General features: G+C 37.5%; 15 protein-coding genes. 3 read left to right on the top strand and 12 right to left on the bottom strand.

The window, feature by feature from the left end:
* Positions 1 to 18 precede the first annotated feature (18 nt).
* Positions 19 to 279 (bottom strand): chlororespiratory reduction protein 7, encoded by a 261-nt coding sequence (locus ASL19_RS15575; RefSeq protein ID WP_040008099.1) that lies wholly within the window; start codon positions 277 to 279, stop codon positions 19 to 21.
* Positions 280 to 316: 37 nt separating this feature from the next.
* Positions 317 to 1522, bottom strand: a complete 1206-nt coding sequence (locus tag ASL19_RS15570; protein ID WP_177169538.1) for a histidine kinase — start codon at positions 1520 to 1522, stop codon at positions 317 to 319.
* Between the two features lie 216 nt (positions 1523 to 1738).
* Here ASL19_RS15570 and ASL19_RS15565 point away from each other — a divergent pair, with 216 nt between their 5' ends.
* Together ASL19_RS15565 and ASL19_RS15560 are read left to right on the top strand one after the other, a co-directional pair.
* The gene (locus ASL19_RS15565; protein ID WP_057179037.1) at positions 1739 to 3100 is read left to right on the top strand and encodes an S-layer homology domain-containing protein; all 1362 of its coding nucleotides are present in this window, start codon (positions 1739 to 1741) and stop codon (positions 3098 to 3100) included.
* A gap of 24 nt (positions 3101 to 3124) precedes the next feature.
* Positions 3125 to 3556 carry a hypothetical protein gene (locus ASL19_RS15560; RefSeq protein WP_006275965.1) on the top strand — a complete coding sequence of 144 codons (432 nt, stop codon included), beginning with the start codon at positions 3125 to 3127 and terminating at the stop codon, positions 3554 to 3556.
* 226 nt (positions 3557 to 3782) lie between these two features.
* Here ASL19_RS15560 and ASL19_RS15555 read toward each other — a convergent pair whose 3' ends face one another.
* The 10 genes from ASL19_RS15555 to ASL19_RS15510 all read right to left on the bottom strand — a co-directional run bounded on the left by ASL19_RS15555 (position 3783) and on the right by ASL19_RS15510 (position 15372).
* Positions 3783 to 4061 carry a YggT family protein gene (locus tag ASL19_RS15555; protein ID WP_057179036.1) on the bottom strand — a complete coding sequence of 93 codons (279 nt, stop codon included), beginning with the start codon at positions 4059 to 4061 and terminating at the stop codon, positions 3783 to 3785.
* A gap of 28 nt (positions 4062 to 4089) precedes the next feature.
* Positions 4090 to 4428, bottom strand: coding sequence for a hypothetical protein (locus tag ASL19_RS15550; protein ID WP_006275963.1), 339 nt, complete (start codon positions 4426 to 4428; stop codon positions 4090 to 4092).
* A gap of 42 nt (positions 4429 to 4470) precedes the next feature.
* Positions 4471 to 5121, bottom strand: coding sequence for a uracil phosphoribosyltransferase (gene upp / locus ASL19_RS15545; RefSeq protein WP_006275962.1), 651 nt, complete (start codon positions 5119 to 5121; stop codon positions 4471 to 4473).
* Between the two features lie 86 nt (positions 5122 to 5207).
* Positions 5208 to 6197, bottom strand: coding sequence for a hypothetical protein (locus tag ASL19_RS15540; protein WP_057179035.1), 990 nt, complete (start codon positions 6195 to 6197; stop codon positions 5208 to 5210).
* 171 nt (positions 6198 to 6368) lie between these two features.
* Positions 6369 to 7307: a hypothetical protein gene (locus ASL19_RS15535; protein WP_057179034.1), complete on the bottom strand. Its 939-nt coding sequence runs from the start codon at positions 7305 to 7307 to the stop codon at positions 6369 to 6371.
* A 103-nt stretch (positions 7308 to 7410) separates the two neighbouring features.
* Complete coding sequence (locus ASL19_RS17200) at positions 7411 to 8841, bottom strand: hypothetical protein (RefSeq protein WP_152980447.1); 1431 nt, start codon at positions 8839 to 8841, stop codon at positions 7411 to 7413.
* Positions 8842 to 8866: 25 nt separating this feature from the next.
* Positions 8867 to 9826, bottom strand: coding sequence for a zinc ribbon domain-containing protein (locus ASL19_RS17195; RefSeq protein ID WP_057179032.1), 960 nt, complete (start codon positions 9824 to 9826; stop codon positions 8867 to 8869).
* 168 nt (positions 9827 to 9994) lie between these two features.
* Entirely contained in the window at positions 9995 to 13288 is a 3294-nt protein-coding gene (locus ASL19_RS15520; RefSeq protein WP_057179031.1) for a hypothetical protein, read from the bottom strand.
* A gap of 43 nt (positions 13289 to 13331) precedes the next feature.
* Positions 13332 to 14852, bottom strand: a complete 1521-nt coding sequence (locus ASL19_RS15515) for a tubulin-like doman-containing protein (protein ID WP_057179030.1) — start codon at positions 14850 to 14852, stop codon at positions 13332 to 13334.
* Positions 14853 to 14889: 37 nt separating this feature from the next.
* On the bottom strand, positions 14890 to 15372 hold the full coding sequence (locus ASL19_RS15510; RefSeq protein WP_057179029.1) for a hypothetical protein: 483 nt from the start codon (positions 15370 to 15372) through the stop codon (positions 14890 to 14892).
* Positions 15373 to 15569: 197 nt separating this feature from the next.
* Between ASL19_RS15510 and ASL19_RS15505 the strand changes: the two genes are divergently transcribed.
* On the top strand, positions 15570 to 16976 hold the full coding sequence (locus tag ASL19_RS15505; protein ID WP_057179028.1) for a hypothetical protein: 1407 nt from the start codon (positions 15570 to 15572) through the stop codon (positions 16974 to 16976).
* The last annotated feature ends 315 nt before the right edge of the window (positions 16977 to 17291 follow it).

Below are 17291 nucleotides of genomic sequence, written 5' to 3'. Positions count from 1 at the left end.
TCTCATATCAAGACGCTTTTACTTTTCTAATCTGACAGCATACCATTGTAAATATCGCCCTGGTCCCAAATCTAATTCGCAGGTGGTATCAATCAAATGGTTCACCTGTTCTATCAAGGATCCAATTTTTCTCACATCTAAAGGTATATCTTCTATAGGCATTTGACTTAAAGTGTTTTGCAACTTTTCTAACAATTCTAGCTTCGTCAAAAACTGTTCTTCTTGGTTAGTTTCCAGAACAACAAAATTTTCCTCTTCATACATCAATGGGTGTGGCATAGTTAAGAAATGATTAGAAAGATTGAGAATGGCTAAATTAAGAAGGATATACTGGTAAAGTGAAATGAAACCAAGCGCCACCATTAGGGGTAGAATCTACCCAAATCTGACCGTAGTGGGCACGGATAATACGTTGACATAGGGACAAACCAATACCATAACCATCCGCTGCTTGATCTCGTTCTAGACGGAAATGATTTTCAAAAATGTGATCTCGGTTTTCATGGGGAATACCAGGACCTGTATCACCAATACTAAATTGTACCTTTTGTGTTGTCCGATGCAGTCCTGCTAAACTAATTTTACCTTCCTTGGGTGTATACTTGATAGCATTGTCTAACAGATTAATCAAAACTTGACGAATTCTCTCTGGGTCTGCATACACACAAGGCAGATCAGATGGAAGATCAGTCTCTACCGTTTGAGACTTACCAACATAACGGTCTCGTAATTCTTCTAGTACCTCAAAACTGAGTTTGCCCAATTCCAACCTTTGTGGTGCTATGTTAAAATCATTATCGTTTTCGCGTCCGATTTCCAACAGATCGGCTATCATCCTATCAATAATCCGGGTTTGATGACGGGCCTGTTTGAGTAAATTTTCCGTCAAGTTTGGTTTTAGGCGTTGAAACTGACCCAAATCGGAATTATAATCAGATTGAAGAGTGTCTATAGCTATGGCAGCAGCAGTTAAAGGGTTACGAAGGTCATGAGCCAGCATGGCTATGATACGTTCCTTAAATTGTAACTGTTCTTGAAGTTTTGCTTTTTCCTGATTGAGGTAAAAAATCTGGTCTGACAACTTAATTAGCTCAGCAGAAAGGGCCACAGAATGTATAGTAGATGGGGGGTGAATCATAGAAATATCTGGTTCTGGAAGTTCGTGTAAGTCTTTCTGTAAAGCTAGAGATGTATCTATGGCAGTTTGCCACCGTGGCCACCAATTTTGTAATTGGGCAATGATATTACTTCCAGCCAAAGTTTGTTGCGGTTCTGGATGGATTTTGACTAAAGCTGGTGTTGCAACCAGTCTGAAATGTTCTGCTAAATAGGGTTCTTGCCCGACATCAATGATTTGCAGATCAAAACTATAGTCTACTTCCAGATCTTGTAGGTACGCGCATATTCGTTGCACTTGTTGGCGAGACTTGGGTCTTCCATCAACAAAGAGCAACAGTTGGAGTGGAGCCTCAAAATGAATAGGCTGATCCTGGGAAACTTCCATGTAATCTTGTTTCAGCACTGGTAACAACCTGGCAACGCCTGAGAAATAGTAAAATACTGAGTTACTTGGGTAGAATTGTTTAAGTTAGACTAGTTATTTTGTTCATCTCTAGTTTAGCACTCCAGATGTCCATAAATTCCATAAGTTAAAATTTATGGTCGGGGATGGTGTTGTAAGGAGTAAGTTAAGGAATGCTAGTCTAGTAGTTAATATTAAACATACTTGTGATTTTCTGTGGTTATTTATAAACTTTCCACTACTTTTATTAGTATAGCTGTTTCGCTATCTACCTTAACAGCCTGTGCTAACGCACCCGGTGCTAAAAACTGGGAACGTAATTTGGCTGCGGACTCGCGACTACAGGAGAGATCGGGACTTTTTGGTGTTCCTCAGCAGCAACAAACACCCCCGACACCTGTTGTTGGTTTACCTAGTGATTTTCCTAAAATAATTCCCTTATATTCTAATGCTAAGTTAATAGAAGTTGAACTGGCACAAAATAACTCACAATACTCAATAACTCGCTGGGAAAGCTCTGATCCCAGTAATATGATTGCCAGTTTTTATGCTAGTAAACTGCAAACAGAGAACTGGCAAATTTTACAAAAGCCAGGAAGTGATGGAGATGGGATTTTTGAAGCTCGAAAAACCGATCTATTATTGAAGGTGACTGTTAAACCTACAACGGTCACTAGTACCAGTGCAAATCAACCTGGAAGCTCCACTGAATTAACAATTGAATATCAGTTGAATAACAACTTAAACAACACTGATTTAGGAGCCACTATAACGTCTCAACCTGAGCCATCCCCGACCATAACTGATTCAACCAACACCACTCAACAATCTACAGCGCAAATTGACTACAATCAAAATTTCCATCCTCTGGAATTTACCGATTTACCACAAGTACCATTAGAATGGAGAAAACCAATTGAGGATTTAGGCAAGTTGGGAGTTTTGTCCATAGATAATAAAGTGCTGGGGAATAATCAACAGACTAAAAACTATTCTGGGCAACCACAAAAACTGGAACCCAACAAAATAATTACACGTCGAGAGTTTGCTAGATGGTTAGTAACTGGTAACAATGTGATCTATGCTAATAAGCAGGCTAAAAAAATCCGTTTACCATCCCCAGGTTCCCAACCCATCTTTAAAGATGTTCCACCCACTGATGTTGATTTTCCCTTTATTCAGGGTTTAGCAGAAGCTGGACTAATTGCCAGTCCTCTCTCAGGAGATGCAACGGAACTCTTGTTTCGTCCCGATGCACCTCTAACCAGGGAAAACCTCCTAATGTGGAAAGTTCCCTTAGACACTCGTCAATCTCTCCCCAATGCTAGTACGGAAGCGGTCAAGCAAACCTGGGGCTTTCAGGATACAGCAAAGATTGACCTAAAAGCTCTTAGACCAGTCCTAGCTGACTTTCAAAATGGGGAACAATCAAATATTAGAAGGGTTTTTGGATATACAACCCTATTTCAGCCTAAAAAAGCTGTGACCAGAGGTGAAGCTGCTCTGACTATATCCTATTTTGGTTCTCAAGGTGAGGGAGTGTCAACGACGGAAGCACTAAAGTTAAAGAGTGAGTAATAGTGATTTATACAAGGTGTGTTTATGCGTTTAAAATCAGTTATCCTAGTCTTTTTTGTTTGTTTAACTAGTTTTCTTGGATTGATAATTACTCCATCAGCTTTAGCATTAACTAGTATTAAACTATTCGATTTATCCTATCAAGATTGTCCTTCAGACCTAGCTCAAGGTGCTGTAGTCAGTGGTAGTTCCAGATTCGCTAACTGTTTTATCATCACAGGTAAGGCACAAAATGGCACTTACAAAACTGTTTATGATGCTGACGTATATGGTAGAATCTATGATGCGAATAATGACCCCATCTTACAAAATCGCTCCCGCTTGGGGTCAATTGCCCAAGTACCACCCGGTATCAGTAATTTTGAGTTAAGAATTTCCGTACCAGCTAATCAACCAACTCCACTCAAGTTGAAACAGTTTAAAGCATCAGGATTTAGCGCCATGATCCGAAAATAGATACTAATACCTGTTTAACTCATACCCACAGGTAAAGGGATTCGCTAGAAAGTTCTCAAGGTATTTCCTAGTTTTCCGAAGAAAGTTCTCAAGGTATTTCCTAGTTTTCCGAGTGTAAGTATAAATATAAGGTGAACGTAGGTTGGGTTGAAGTATGAAACCCAACGCCTGCATGGGTCTCGTTCCTCGACCCATCCTACAAATAATTGTGCCTCCCTACTTAGGTCTAAAATCCCCCTAAAGAAGTTGCACTACTAAGGTTCTCCAACAAACTGGAGACTATATTAAGCACCAAGAAGGCCAAAATAGGCGAAATATCAATACCTCCCAGGGAAGGAATGATATTGCGGAACAGATTGAGATAGGGGTCACTAACCTGACTTAATGCAGCAAATGGCTGATTGTACCAGTTAATTTGTGGGAACCAGGTTAGCAGAACTCTGACAATTAGCACGTAGCTATAAATTTCCACAAAGGAGGCTAAAGTTTGGAAAAGTAAATACATAGTTAGGAGAGGTTTCTACCTTAGATGATTATTCCTGAATTAACGAGGATTGAGAAGAACCAGGGGAACTACTATTAACACTGTTTAATTGTTCTCGCACATCATCAATTGTAGCATTGAGCTGGGCAATTTTGTCTTCTAGAGACCGCCTTGCTGTTTCCATGGCGAGATCTTGACTAACTGCTGATTTCATCTGTTTTCTTCTCGTCCCACCTTTACCCATTTCTAAATCATCACTGTTACCTCCATCCTCCGTTTCTGCTCTTTCCCTTCTCGATGCTAATACCGTGCCCAAAATGCCACCTACCACACCTCCAACAATTGTCCCCAGTAGAAACCCACTGCCAAACCCATCTTTCTGACTCATACTTTCACCGCCTTCAATAAGTAGTAGCTAATATGGTAGCTTTTAAGTACCAAAAATGCGATCGCCTGCATCTCCTAGTCCCGGCACAATGAATCCTTGGTCATCTAGATTTTCATCAATAGTGGCACTGTAGACGACCAATTGAGGATAAGCAGCATTTAGTCTTTGCAAAGCAGGTTTTGCCGCGATTACACAAACAATTCGAGTTAATGCTGGTTCCACACCTCTTTGTGTCAATTCTGCCATTGTTGCCATTATAGATCCTCCTGTGGCCAACATAGGATCGACAATTAAGACCCTAGTGTCGGGGGCAAATTTTTCCGGTAACTTATTGAGATAACAGGATGGTTCCAGGGTTTTTTCATCTCGGGTTAATCCCAAATGATAAACACTAGCTAAGGGTAACACAGTTTGTGCTCCTTCCCATAAACCCAATCCCCCACGGAGAACGGGGACAGCTGCTAAGGGTACTTGTGAATTGATAAAAGTAGCTGAGCATGGAGCTAAAGGTGTTTGAACTACGCTTTCTTGAGTAGGTAGCCATTCTCTAGTGGCTTCATAGGTTAACCACCTTCCTAATTCGGTAATAGCAGAGCGGAATAGCACTGAAGGGGTAGCTGCTTCACGAGCTACAGACAGCCAGTGTTTAATTAAGGGATGGGGTGGGACATAAACAAGCAATTGTGGTTTCATGGAAGAAATTGTTGAGTGGACAGGATTAAAAATCCCCATAGTAGTATATAATGGCTATTTTAATCCGTGAAGACTTAATACTCTAGTTAATCTCTACTTGACCTGCTCTCTAAAGATTCTAAGCGTACCTTGAGTAAATCTATTTGAAGATAAACATAATCTCTCAGAAGTGAGATTTTACTTACTTGAGACTCCAACTGCTCTAAATGGGAATTAATATTATCATTTAATTGTCGGTTAATTTTCAGGATTTCCAAATTGGTATTTGCTTGATTGTCTCTGATTTCCGATATAGGGAGTTGGGAATCTACCTGGGGGATAACCTGTTCTAATTGAGATTTTATCTCATTTAATTGTCGGTTAATTTTCAGGATTTCCAAATTGGTATTTGCTTGATTGTCTCTGATTTCCGATATAGGGAGTTGGGAATCTACCTGGGGAGTAACCTGTTTTAATTGAGATTTTATCTCATTTAACTCTTGATGAATTTTCGAGATTTCCAAATTAGTATTTGTCTGATTATTCTGTATAGACTTATGCAAAGATTTAGCCAGTGAACCCTTTCCAGCACGATTAGTAAACTCTAAAACACCCTTTTCCTCCAGTTTCCATTCCCTTCCACTGGGTAAAACCTGAAATCTTGCAGGTTTAATTAATAAATAATAATTATCTGTAGAGGGACTATCACCCTGAAAATCAAATACTTTAGCCATGCTTTTTAGTCTATAAATATAAGACTTGACCTCAATAGAGGGTATAACAAAAATGTTATCTTCATCGGAGACAATTAACCAATACTTACCATAGTCATCGGGTTGCAAAATAATTGGCTGGTCTCCACTATATTCCCTATAACTTACCTCAGTTAACCCTGTAACAATTGAGTTTCTGAGTAAAACCCCGGGTACCTCATTATAAACTTCTATTATTTCCTCTTCCGAGATATTTACGGGAATAATTTTTTCGGTATTAAAAGCACCAGTGACCATGACCGGGCCATTGTTTCTTGCATCAGCTGCAGATAGGTAGCTTTCTATCTTTTCAATTCTAGCGAGGATATCATCTGAATTAACCATTTTCCAACTCCACTTATTTAAATTACCACTAAATTACCACAAAACTAATATAGGTAGGGAGGCACAATTATTTTCAGGATGGGTTGAGGAACGAAACCCGTGCGGGCGTTGGGTTTCATACTTCAACCCAACCTAGGTTCATCTTATATTTAGCACCCACCCACTTATAGGTTAAAATTCTAACTCTCCCCGTTGAAATAACTCCCATTTACTACCCTTTAAGAAAACGATTGCTGGATTAATCAATTTAAAACTTTTCCTACTATTAGGATCATACTTAATACACTCAAAAAACACAGATATAGCATCATAATTACGACTAGTAATTCTCATGTTAAATTTAGGAACAAGATAGATCATATTTCGTTGATTGATAATCCAATAATTACCCTGTCTGTTTTCTTCTAAAACAGGCCTAGTATAACGACCAGAACGACGTTCACGAGCTGTAAGTTTAACCTCTGATGCTCTAATTACCATATTAGCTAGCAACTTAACCTTGCCATTATACAGTGCTACTATAGGATTATCAAAAATATTGGGTCCTAATTTTGGTGTTTGATATGGTTGAGGAATTTCTTGTGGGATTTGCTGAGGAATTGGGGGGACTTGCTCACCATCGGACTTATCTGAGTTAGTTAAGTTACTGATTATGTCAATTAAAGTTTTTTGTTTAATTAGTACCACATCTAATTGATTTTCCAAAGCATCGAGTCTTATCACACTACTCTTATGGTAGCGATAAATTATGTCAAAGTCTTTAATCAAACTTGGATTTTCTATGAGTTGAAATAATACAAATAAACAAATAAAAATACCACCACAACATAGCACAGCTACCATTATTATGACTTTTTCCATTTCATCTAATCTACTTTTAATTTCCGCAAGTTCCTTCCCATTATTATTTGGCTTAGGATCTACCTTAGTGGGTAAGGGTTCGGGTGCTGGAGTATTACTATTAATAATCTTACTACTTAAAGTAGAAATCCCCTGCTTTAGGTCAAAATATTCCACCCAATTATCCGCAGCACGAACATGGGGAAACAACAGTAATATGCTAGATAATGTGAGGGTGAGGTAAAAATAGTACTTCAAACGGTACTTCATAAGTTAGTTCAATATTTGTCATTTTTATGTTTGGGTTTATATATAGAGGGTATAACAAATAGTAGTTTTCTATCTTTATTAACCATTTAAATTAGAACATGGGTTAAAATTCCAACTCTCCCCGTTCAACTAACTCCCATTTGTTACCAGTTGCGGAAACTATTGCTGGACTAATCAGTCTAAAATCCTTAAAATCATTTATGCTCTTGTGATCATATTTAAAACACTCAAAAAACAGAGATATAGTACTATAATTATGACTATTAATTCTGATGTCAAATTTAGGAACAAGATAGTTCATAGCACCTTCGATAATAACCCAATAATTACCCCGTCTAGTTTCCTCTAAAACAGGTTGAGTATAACGACCCAAACGACGATCATAAGCTGTAAGTTTAGCCTCCGACACTGGAATTGCTCTATCAATTAGCGCATTAGCCTTGTTGTTATAGAGTACAATAATAGGATTTTCCAAATTATTGGGTGTGAATGGTAATTTTTGTGATTGATAACGTTTATCTACTGGTAGTTTAGGAGGTTCGGAAATTGAAACTTGCTCACCATTAAACCTATCTAAGTTGCTTAAGTTATTGATTTTCTCAATTAAAGTTTTTTGATCATCTCCTATCACCCCTAACCGGGTTTCTAAATCTTTGAACTTTTTCATACTATTATTATTAGATTGATCAAGCTTGTTAAGTCGTTTGATCATTTCTGGATTTCCTATGATTTGAGACAATACATATATACAAACAACAATACCGATCAGAAATATCAAACCTATGATTATTGCTGTTTTCTCCATTCTATCTAATCTACTTTTGAGTGCTGCGAGTTCTTTCGCATTATTATTGGGTTCATTATTATTTAACTTAGGATTATTTGACTTAGGATCCACTTTAGTGGAGGAACTTGGGATATTACTAATACTGTTAGTACTTAATACTGCTACCGATTTTGTCCCAGTTTTACCAGTCAAAGATTGAATGGTTGTAATCTCCTTTTCTAACTGTTGAATTTTTGCATTAGTAAATTTCTCTATTTCTTCCTGTGTTGTTTTGCCAAAGTTTCCATAATATTTTTTGTTTACTTTTTTTTTGGCAAAAAACCCCAAATATTTTTGTATTCCAGTTACTCCTTTCGGTTCTAATCCATTTTCCAAGTATTTGGTAGCACGCTCAAGTTCTTTAAGGATAGCACTACTCCTAGCAACCGGGGTTTGAGATAAGGTAGAAATCTCTTGCTTTAGCTGATTAATTTGGGCAAGAACCGCACGAGAGTTCAAATTTCCAGTATCTTTTTTATCTTGAACAAAATTCTTTAAATTCCGATTAAAGGATCTTACCGCATTTTTTAAACCTGTAAATTTTTCTAGGATATTCTGTTGCTGACTGACACCTATGGCAATATTATTTATATTACCTGGTGGTAGATCTTGCACCAGATCATCCACAGCACGAACGGGAGAAACCAAGAGCAATATACTAGATAATGTGAGTGTCAGATAAAAGTGGTGCTTCATAAGTTTATTCATATTTTTTTATAAAGTTTTGTCATTTTTATGTTTGGGTTTTAAACTCTAAGATTCCAGTGTCTTGTAATTGCCATTTTTGTTGATTAGGAATAGGGATAACCTTAGCAGGTTTAACTAAGATCATATCATCTAAACTTGCATGAGCATTGCCATCATAATTCCGACAATCAAATAACACTGATATAGTTTTATAACTATGCTGATTAATCTTATACTTATGTTTTGGCACTAGATATTGATCAGCAATAATCCAATAGTCCCCCCTACCCCTGTAATTCGCCTCAAAAACCGTTGGATCTTTGCCACCAGAACAACGACGAGATCTGCTTTCTTCCGTTTCACAAACATCTATCTTATCCGGAAATTCCCCGTGATTATTATAATTCTCCACCAAACTATTTATTTCTCTATTTATTTCTGGGTCATCAATTTCATAGTTACTTACTTGTTCATCTTGTTTATAATCTCCAGGTGTATTTGATACTATTTGTGTTTGATCACTGAGAGAATAGTTACTTACTTGTTCATCCTGCTTATAATCTCCAGGTGTATTTGATACTATTTGTGTTTGATCACTGAGAGAATAGTTACTTACTTGTTCATCCTGCTTATAATCTCCAAGTGTATTTGATACTATTTGTGTTTGATCACTGAGAGAGTAGTTTTCTTGGATTTTTTCGTTTATTTCCCGTAAAATACTCAAGATTTCTGGTAAATTACTAGTATTATTCTGAATCTCCTCTACTTTTTTGGCCAGTAATGAATAATTTGTTGGCTCTAAAAGTGGATTTTTTTCCAACAACTCTAATTTTTTCCAGGTAGTTTTAGCCCAGTTTAGTATTTGCGCTGCAACTGGTGCTGGTTCCATGCAATCAACATCATGGGGTAATGGATCTAGAAACAAATGCCAACCACATTTTGGACAAAACTCACTTGTTTCTGTATTTCTATTATATTTATATCCACATACGGGACAATCTTCCATCTTTAAACCTCCAAATTACATAAATGATAACCTTTGGGTAAAGGAGTGGGCAAACTAAATTGCCCACTTATGATCCCTGGTGTTATTTCAATACTATTGCCAATTTTCCCGAATACGTCTGAAACTCAATAAAATCAGGACGTTATCAATAGGGTTTTAAGATTCTGGCTACAGTATCAATTTTCCAGCCCACTCTTTGCCGAGAACCCTCAAAAGAGCTTTTAATGCGATTATAAAAGGTGGTTCTTGCCTAATATCTTCAATACTACCTCGGATATTATTAATATCGTTCCTCAATTCTGTTTTTGTTTCACGCCACAATTGTGCATTGTAGTCCGGATCTGGATCATCTAAATTTTTCTTAACCTGGTATTTTTCCAATGGTCTTATATCCTCAATATCTAGTTCAGATAAACTGATATGAAAAGCATCTAAAAATAACTTCAATTGATCAAACGTGATTTCATATTCACTAATATCACTTCTGAAATTCCTGAAATTCAAACGATCCTGATAATCAAAATTCTGACCATTAATAGTACACTTCTCGCCAGCAATAAGATCTCTATCATTGTTACCCAAACCTCTTAATCTTCTCTCTTGTAAAACCAATCCACAAGCAGCTTCATCCTTGGGATTTTGACTCAGACGTAAGGGTTGCTTTGCATCTGGCAATTTGGCAGCAATACTCATCATTTTATTAAACAAACCATTTATTTCTGAACGGGGCTTAAATTTACCGCCTGCTGCTAACCAATGTAATAAACGAGAACCATTACCACCAATATAAACTGAAGTGATTTCATTTCCGGAATATTTTTGCTCTTGAGACAAAGCAGAGAGAATTTGACCTACATAGAAGTATAACCCAGAAATGCCAATTGCCATCAGACGTATAAGTCCTTGAAATTCCCTATCTTCTTCAAATCTTTCTCTTTTCTTTTCTAGCCAGTTAGCTGCTTCTAAACGCATCCAGACATCTAGTTTAGCATAGAAAGCAGCACCTTTGAGCTTACCCCACTCATTCATATCTTTGATATTTGTATCTAATCTTTGCAAAAAGTTGGGGTTCATTGCTATAAACTGGGAAAATAACTCCCTACCCGCTAACAAAATAGAACACTGATGTAGCAGTTGATCATCTTGCCAAATGGAAATATCTGAAGTCCCACCACCCATATCAATACAGGTACTGCTAACTAAATGATATTTTTCTTTGCCAGCAAAGTATTGTCCAACTGCTAGACTTTCGGTCTTAAAATAATTAGGAGCATTAGGATCATCTTCTTTTGGATAATGATGGACAATTCCCGTGACTTGTGCTAATTCTCTAATTAATGAATCCCACTGTCTAAAATATTGATCCTGTTCTCTTGAAGAGAAGGCGGAGGGGAATGATAAAGACCATTGAATTTCCCCTACACCATTCTTAATCGCTAAAGCCGTAATGTGCAAGGCTAAATGTTTCAGAAAAAGCCGATTATCGCTAAGATTAGTATTTGTCCATTTTAGGTTAGTTTTTATCCATGGTAGTTGGGGAGCAAACTCTTTGGCGAAATTAGGGATATAGATACGACCGTCAAAAATCGGAATTTTCCTGTCTTCCCCAGCATTAGTTTTACCTCTAGTTGTCAACACAGTAGAAAGGGGGAAGGGTTTATCCTCGGGGATAAACTTTTCGGGAATGAAAAATTCAAATAGGGCGGGTAATCTAGTATCATCAGAAACATCTGTAACTTGACGGTGAAGATTTTCTAGACCTAAGGGTTCAGGATGATTTTCATCATTTTTATTGACATAGACATTAGTAAAAGATGTGCCAAAATCAACACCAATCACCCATCTATCTACAAGATTGATGGGTCTTGGTGTTGGTAAGAAAATCAGACCAATGATGTTTCTATACTTGTCTTTACACTCAATAAAGGATGGAAATTCGTCTAATTTAACTACTTGATAAGTCTCATTTTTGTCTTGAAACCCATGGGTTTTTTGGGCACCGGGAAAACTGACTTGAAAGGTCTGTTCCCCTTGTAATGCACCTGCATCATAGTAAAACCCGTAGTATTCTTTCCATCCCTGTACCTGAAAATCAGGCCATATTTCTAACATGGGAACTTCAGGAATGACGTTTTCCTCCAGAAGGGGATATTCTTTGTAAACATGGAAATTTTGAGGTATTCGGCCTTCATTCATTCCACTCAAGGGTATGGTTAAGGTAACTCTGACCAAAGGTGTGCCACCAGCATTTTTAGTGAGCTGAAACCTAACAATTTTGGTGGCTAAATATTCTGGGGTGAAGTAATCAAATAAAATTGGATGTATGGGAATTAAAGGTGTAATAGACTGACCTCTGAATTTTAGGGATTGGGCACCTTCGGGAAGTAGGGCCCCAGGCAAAATTTCCTCCTGTTTGATAAATTTTAATTCGGGTAAAAATAGCTCTTCTGACTTTCGACAAACTACTCTTCTACCGTTATTCCATATTGATACATCCTCAGGGTGCAGAGCGGCTAAGGTTCTACCTTCATGAACCCAAATATTTTGGGGTAGCTCACTCCAACTGTTAGCTATATCTCTATCGATGATTAACAAGGGATTAATATTGGGTTTCGGGATGTTGGGAACAACACGAACATTAGAATCTCTTGGTTCAACCCTCACGGGAAAATTTAGTACCCCCAAAGCTCCCCTGTTCAAGGAAACATCAAAAAATGTTTCATTTTCGGTTAATTGAAAGTCCAATCTTAATGGTGCTGGCAAACTTCTAATAAATCCATCTATCAGTCCAATTACTATATTTACTGCTCCCGGTCTCCCATTATGATGCTCGGCATTAATTTCCTCTATGAGCTTGTTTAACCAAAAGACTAACTGGTCTTTTTCGGTCCTATTCAAATACTCATGTACAGGTTCAAATCGCATTTTAATTTTATTCCACCAAGGTAAACCATCCCAAATACCTTCTTCTGATGGGACAACTAAAGTGCTAGGAGAAGTCATACCTACAGGGCGATTATTCCAGGTGAAAATATATAAATCTTCCCAGGGATTTCTACCATTATTGAACCGGTAAATACTATTTGTGTCGTCTGGTAACAACTTATATAGAGAACGAGCGAAAGGATTTGTATCTTTTTTAACTCCCAATTCTAAAAGTTGAGCCTTAATAGGAAATGCCCGCACTTCAGCTAGAGCTAAAACTGTTAACATTCCTTGCCACTGGACAATAATTTGTTCCCTAATAGGATATCTATCATTATGTAATGCCATTTCTACTGATAAAGGACGGGCCCAAATAGTAGGCACAGAACTTATATTTTTGATTTCCCCTGGAGCCTTGTAATCTAAACTTGTGGCAACTTTATCAAAGGTAGTTGGTGCTTGGGCATCCCACACACCAGCATTTCCAGAGATCACATCGCAATCATCTTTGAGTTTGGGTAACAACAAATGTGCCATATCTAAAGTACCTACCTTGTGAATTATATTAAATCAAGTATTTTCAGTCTGTTAATCTACAAACATGATACAAGGACTTAGCTAGACCAATAGTTCCCAATTTCGGAGGATCTATATCCTTGGGTTTTAAACTTTCTTTAAGTTTCTGAATTGTGTCCTGAGATTTTTTATCTTGACCCCGACTGTCACCTTGTTCAAATATCAGATTTGCCAAATTATCATCTTTCAGATTTTTAATATACTCCTTGTGAAATAATTGGATATTCTCCCCTGATGATTCATGAATATGCTCTAACCAGCGCAAATAGTCCTTACACCAATCCGTAATTTTTTCCATTGCTTCTTGTTGTTCGGCATCATTAAAATCAACGCCTAACCTGTTACCTCCCCCAGAAATACCTTTAGGAGCTGGGAAGAATTTCACAAACCAACTCGTACCAACACGAATTCTGAATTTCTTTTCGCCCAAGTCCCTAGCTTCTTTTAATTCTGGGGCAATATTAGATAACCAAGCAAAGGCAAAACGGGTGGCTTTCACCATTTCTGCTTTTACTTTTTGCATGTCTGGAATATCTTCCCAGGTTAGGGTTCCTTGATTTTCTCGGTTCATTAACACCACTTTTTTTTCCGCCGCTGGGGGGGTTAATAAAAATTCTCTCCCAGCTAGTGCAGCATAAAGTTCAATAAAATGAGGATCATTACATTGAGTGTTTCTACCTATGCTAAAGTTCTTAACTGGGGATAATTGTTGATTACCCAATAAATAGACTACATCAAATTCTTGAGGTCGACTGCCATAATAACGGAGTGCTGCTTCTGTGTTTAAAAGAAACTGTTCAGAACGGGCGTAAACTTCCTCCCCATTCTCTTCAGGTGTAAAGCTGAAATAAGGCAAGACAAATAGACAACCTAAATCCACTTTCTCCCTAATTCCTAGTGTTTCTAATTCACTATGAATTAATCTGCCAATGGTTGGCAGTCCTGAAGCTCCTGTTCCCCCAAAAATTGAACCACATAAAAAGATTTTTGGTCGCTTTCCTCCTCCAGCATCCTGTTGAATTTGCCGCATCAGATTTCCCCAAAAATCATTATCATTAGTATCCATTTTTACCTGGCTTATCACCTGGCTCATCACCGCCGCCCCAATATTGGGTCTTCCCCTAAAACCCACATCCAAGCTGGCTTCTCGCTCTTTTGATGTATAAAGTACATCAAACAAGTTACCCAGGGCTGGTTCATTTTGTTTAATCAGATTGTATTTAAAAATAACTGCCAAGTTTTTGTTGGCAACATTGTCAATATCATCAAATGGTGACCATGGACGTGAAAAGGATTCAATCGCTGTTTTCATCCACGGGTGTTTACCTTGTAAACCGAGTTTATAACATTTATTATATATGTCTAAACTCTTTAAAGCCCTGTTAACATTTCCATTGGTTTCATCAGTATCCACAAACAATAACCTTAGGGATTGTTCCCCAAAAAGCCCAATGGAGGTTAATTGAATTATTGCTTCAATGGATTTAGCCCCAGTACCACCAATTCCAATTATATAATTTGACATCTATCCTCAGTCTCCCATTATTTTATGAGGTCCTCCATTAGTCTATGAAGTCTCCCAGTAGTTTATAACGTAACAAAAAGGCCAATGGTGGAATATATTTTACCCCTTCTGGGGAGCTGGTTGCTGTTGGTAACCAGTATAGCCAGATGGCATCCAGCAGAAAAAAGAAAATCAGTGAATGTTGGGCTTCGCTACTCCGATTAATGTAAAAAACCGCGACTACAATGGTCACCATTGGTATTATTCCCAATAACCACCACAGTAACATCCATCGACGTGTAGCAGATCCATCATTAAATCGACTCCTAGCTGCTGATATATACCAAATTAATGTTGGAATAATAGAAGCAAGAAACATGACCATAGCGGCAGTATTATAGTTACTAGTCAGCCAAGCGTCTACTGGTATTTGTTGAATAGGTACAATTTGATTCTCATAAACTAGCTTTTGCCCTAAAAACATTGCCATGCCACCAATTGTGGTGAGTACAATAATTCTGATCACTTCCCTCGGCTTCATTAACCCCCCCTATTTTTTGTAATATTCCCGTTCTCGTTTGGTTGAAACTCAGTATGGTTATTTTTCCCTATGCTAACATACTACTCTAAGATTTGCAATACAACTGGTGGTAAAGTTACTTAATATTATTTTATAATCAGTAATAATATTGCTGACGGAATTAGTAATAAAATAGTTTTGACAAATAGGAGTTAGAAATGATACATAAAGTATATTTCCGTAAAGGCTTAATTATGTTGTTACTTAGTCTTTTTATAGTGGCTTGTAACAAAGAAGAAAAGTTAAAATGCGAACTTGCCCATACTCCTGTGGAAAATACTAATACTAGTAAATCAAATAATCTCAGTGTGAGCATTTACCTAGATGGTAGTGGTTCCATGTTAGGATATGTGAAGAGTGGAGAAACCAATTATGTTAAGACTCTTAGATCTATCAGAAATGTATTTGAGTTAAGTGATAAATTACCAGTTGAATATTATCGAATTGGTAGTCCCATGCAAAAGATTACTAGTAGTGAATACTACAATTCTGGAATTAGTTCCGTATTTTACGATGGCAGTAGTAACCAGTTTCCAGAAGTTTCCAGTCCCATAGATGCTGCCATTGTTCCCCCAGAAAAGGAGCAGAAAAAAATGACTGTGATTATTACTGATTTGCAGCAAAATAGTGGAGACGTAACCAAGCTAAATAAAGTAATTAATGACACTTATTATAATATTGATAATCGCGATTATGCGGTAGGAATTTGGGCTATTAAAAGTGAATTTGATGGTAAGATTTATTTAGAAGGTAACAATCCAAGAAGTTTTAACTATAGTACAGGTCAAGAACCAGCAAAGTTTCGTCCATTTTATGTATTATTTATCGGACCCTATGGGGATATTAAGCACTACTTTAGTCAGCTCAAAAAATACAATACAAACCAAGATTTATTAAATAGTGATAACAGTAACTTAATGATCTTTCATCCTGATCATGTATTGGATAAAATCTCCGTTTTAGATGGGACACCCATATCTTTACCACAGGGGATTACTGAAGTTTTTGCCCTAGCCAAGGAGGGGGTTACGGTTAGCAAGAGCAACCAGGAAATGCTAAAATTGAATTCTTCCTTAAAGCAGAGTTCAACTATTAACTATACCGTGAATTTCCTCCATTCAGAATACAGTTTATTGATAGATCCAAGTACGATTCAAGCCCAGGTAAAAGGTAAAAAGTTAGATAGGTTTAATCGTAAGTTTGTAGAGGTAGATAGCAATTCAGAAATAATTTCAGCCATAGAATTAAAAGATTGGCAAATTCTCCCCAAAGAAAATCAAGCCAAACTTACAGCAGTTATCCAACCTGATAAATTATCTGAACCGGGTATTTATAACCTCCAGTTTGATCTAACTACTGCTTCCTTAGCGGTTCCCAATTGGTGGAAAGAATGGGATTGGCAAACCAGAACCGGAGAGGAAGACGGTTCCAAAACCTATAATTTACAAGAATTTTTTACCGCCCTAAAAGTTAGAACGGAAACTATGCAATCGGAAATTGCCAAAAGTCCTCAGCATTCAGGATGGTTTATTGGTAGCTTATGCTATGCGATTCAGAAAGATTAGAAAAATTAATATATAGTTTTTATATATAGTTTTTAAAATCTGAACACCGTGGGATCTCTCCTAGGGAGTGCTTCGCAATCGTCCGTTCTAATCTTGATAAAGACATTTCAGCCCCCTTTGTAGGCTGGGTTTTCTCAACCCAACCCCCGAAGATCAATGAGATCCCCTGATTACCAAACTAAAAAAAGTTGCTAAAATTAGGTTAAATCCCCCTGAGCTGAGGGGAAAACCCCCTCTTACCAACCGTGTCCCAACCTTCAACCCAAAATGTAACTCCCCCTAGGGAACCTTTCAACCTACCAGACCATACCCAGT

This window comes from Cylindrospermopsis sp. CR12 (assembly GCF_001432185.1).
GTDB lineage: Bacteria > Cyanobacteriota > Cyanobacteriia > Cyanobacteriales > Nostocaceae > Raphidiopsis > Raphidiopsis raciborskii.
This window is presented reverse-complemented; position numbering and strand designations above follow the sequence as displayed.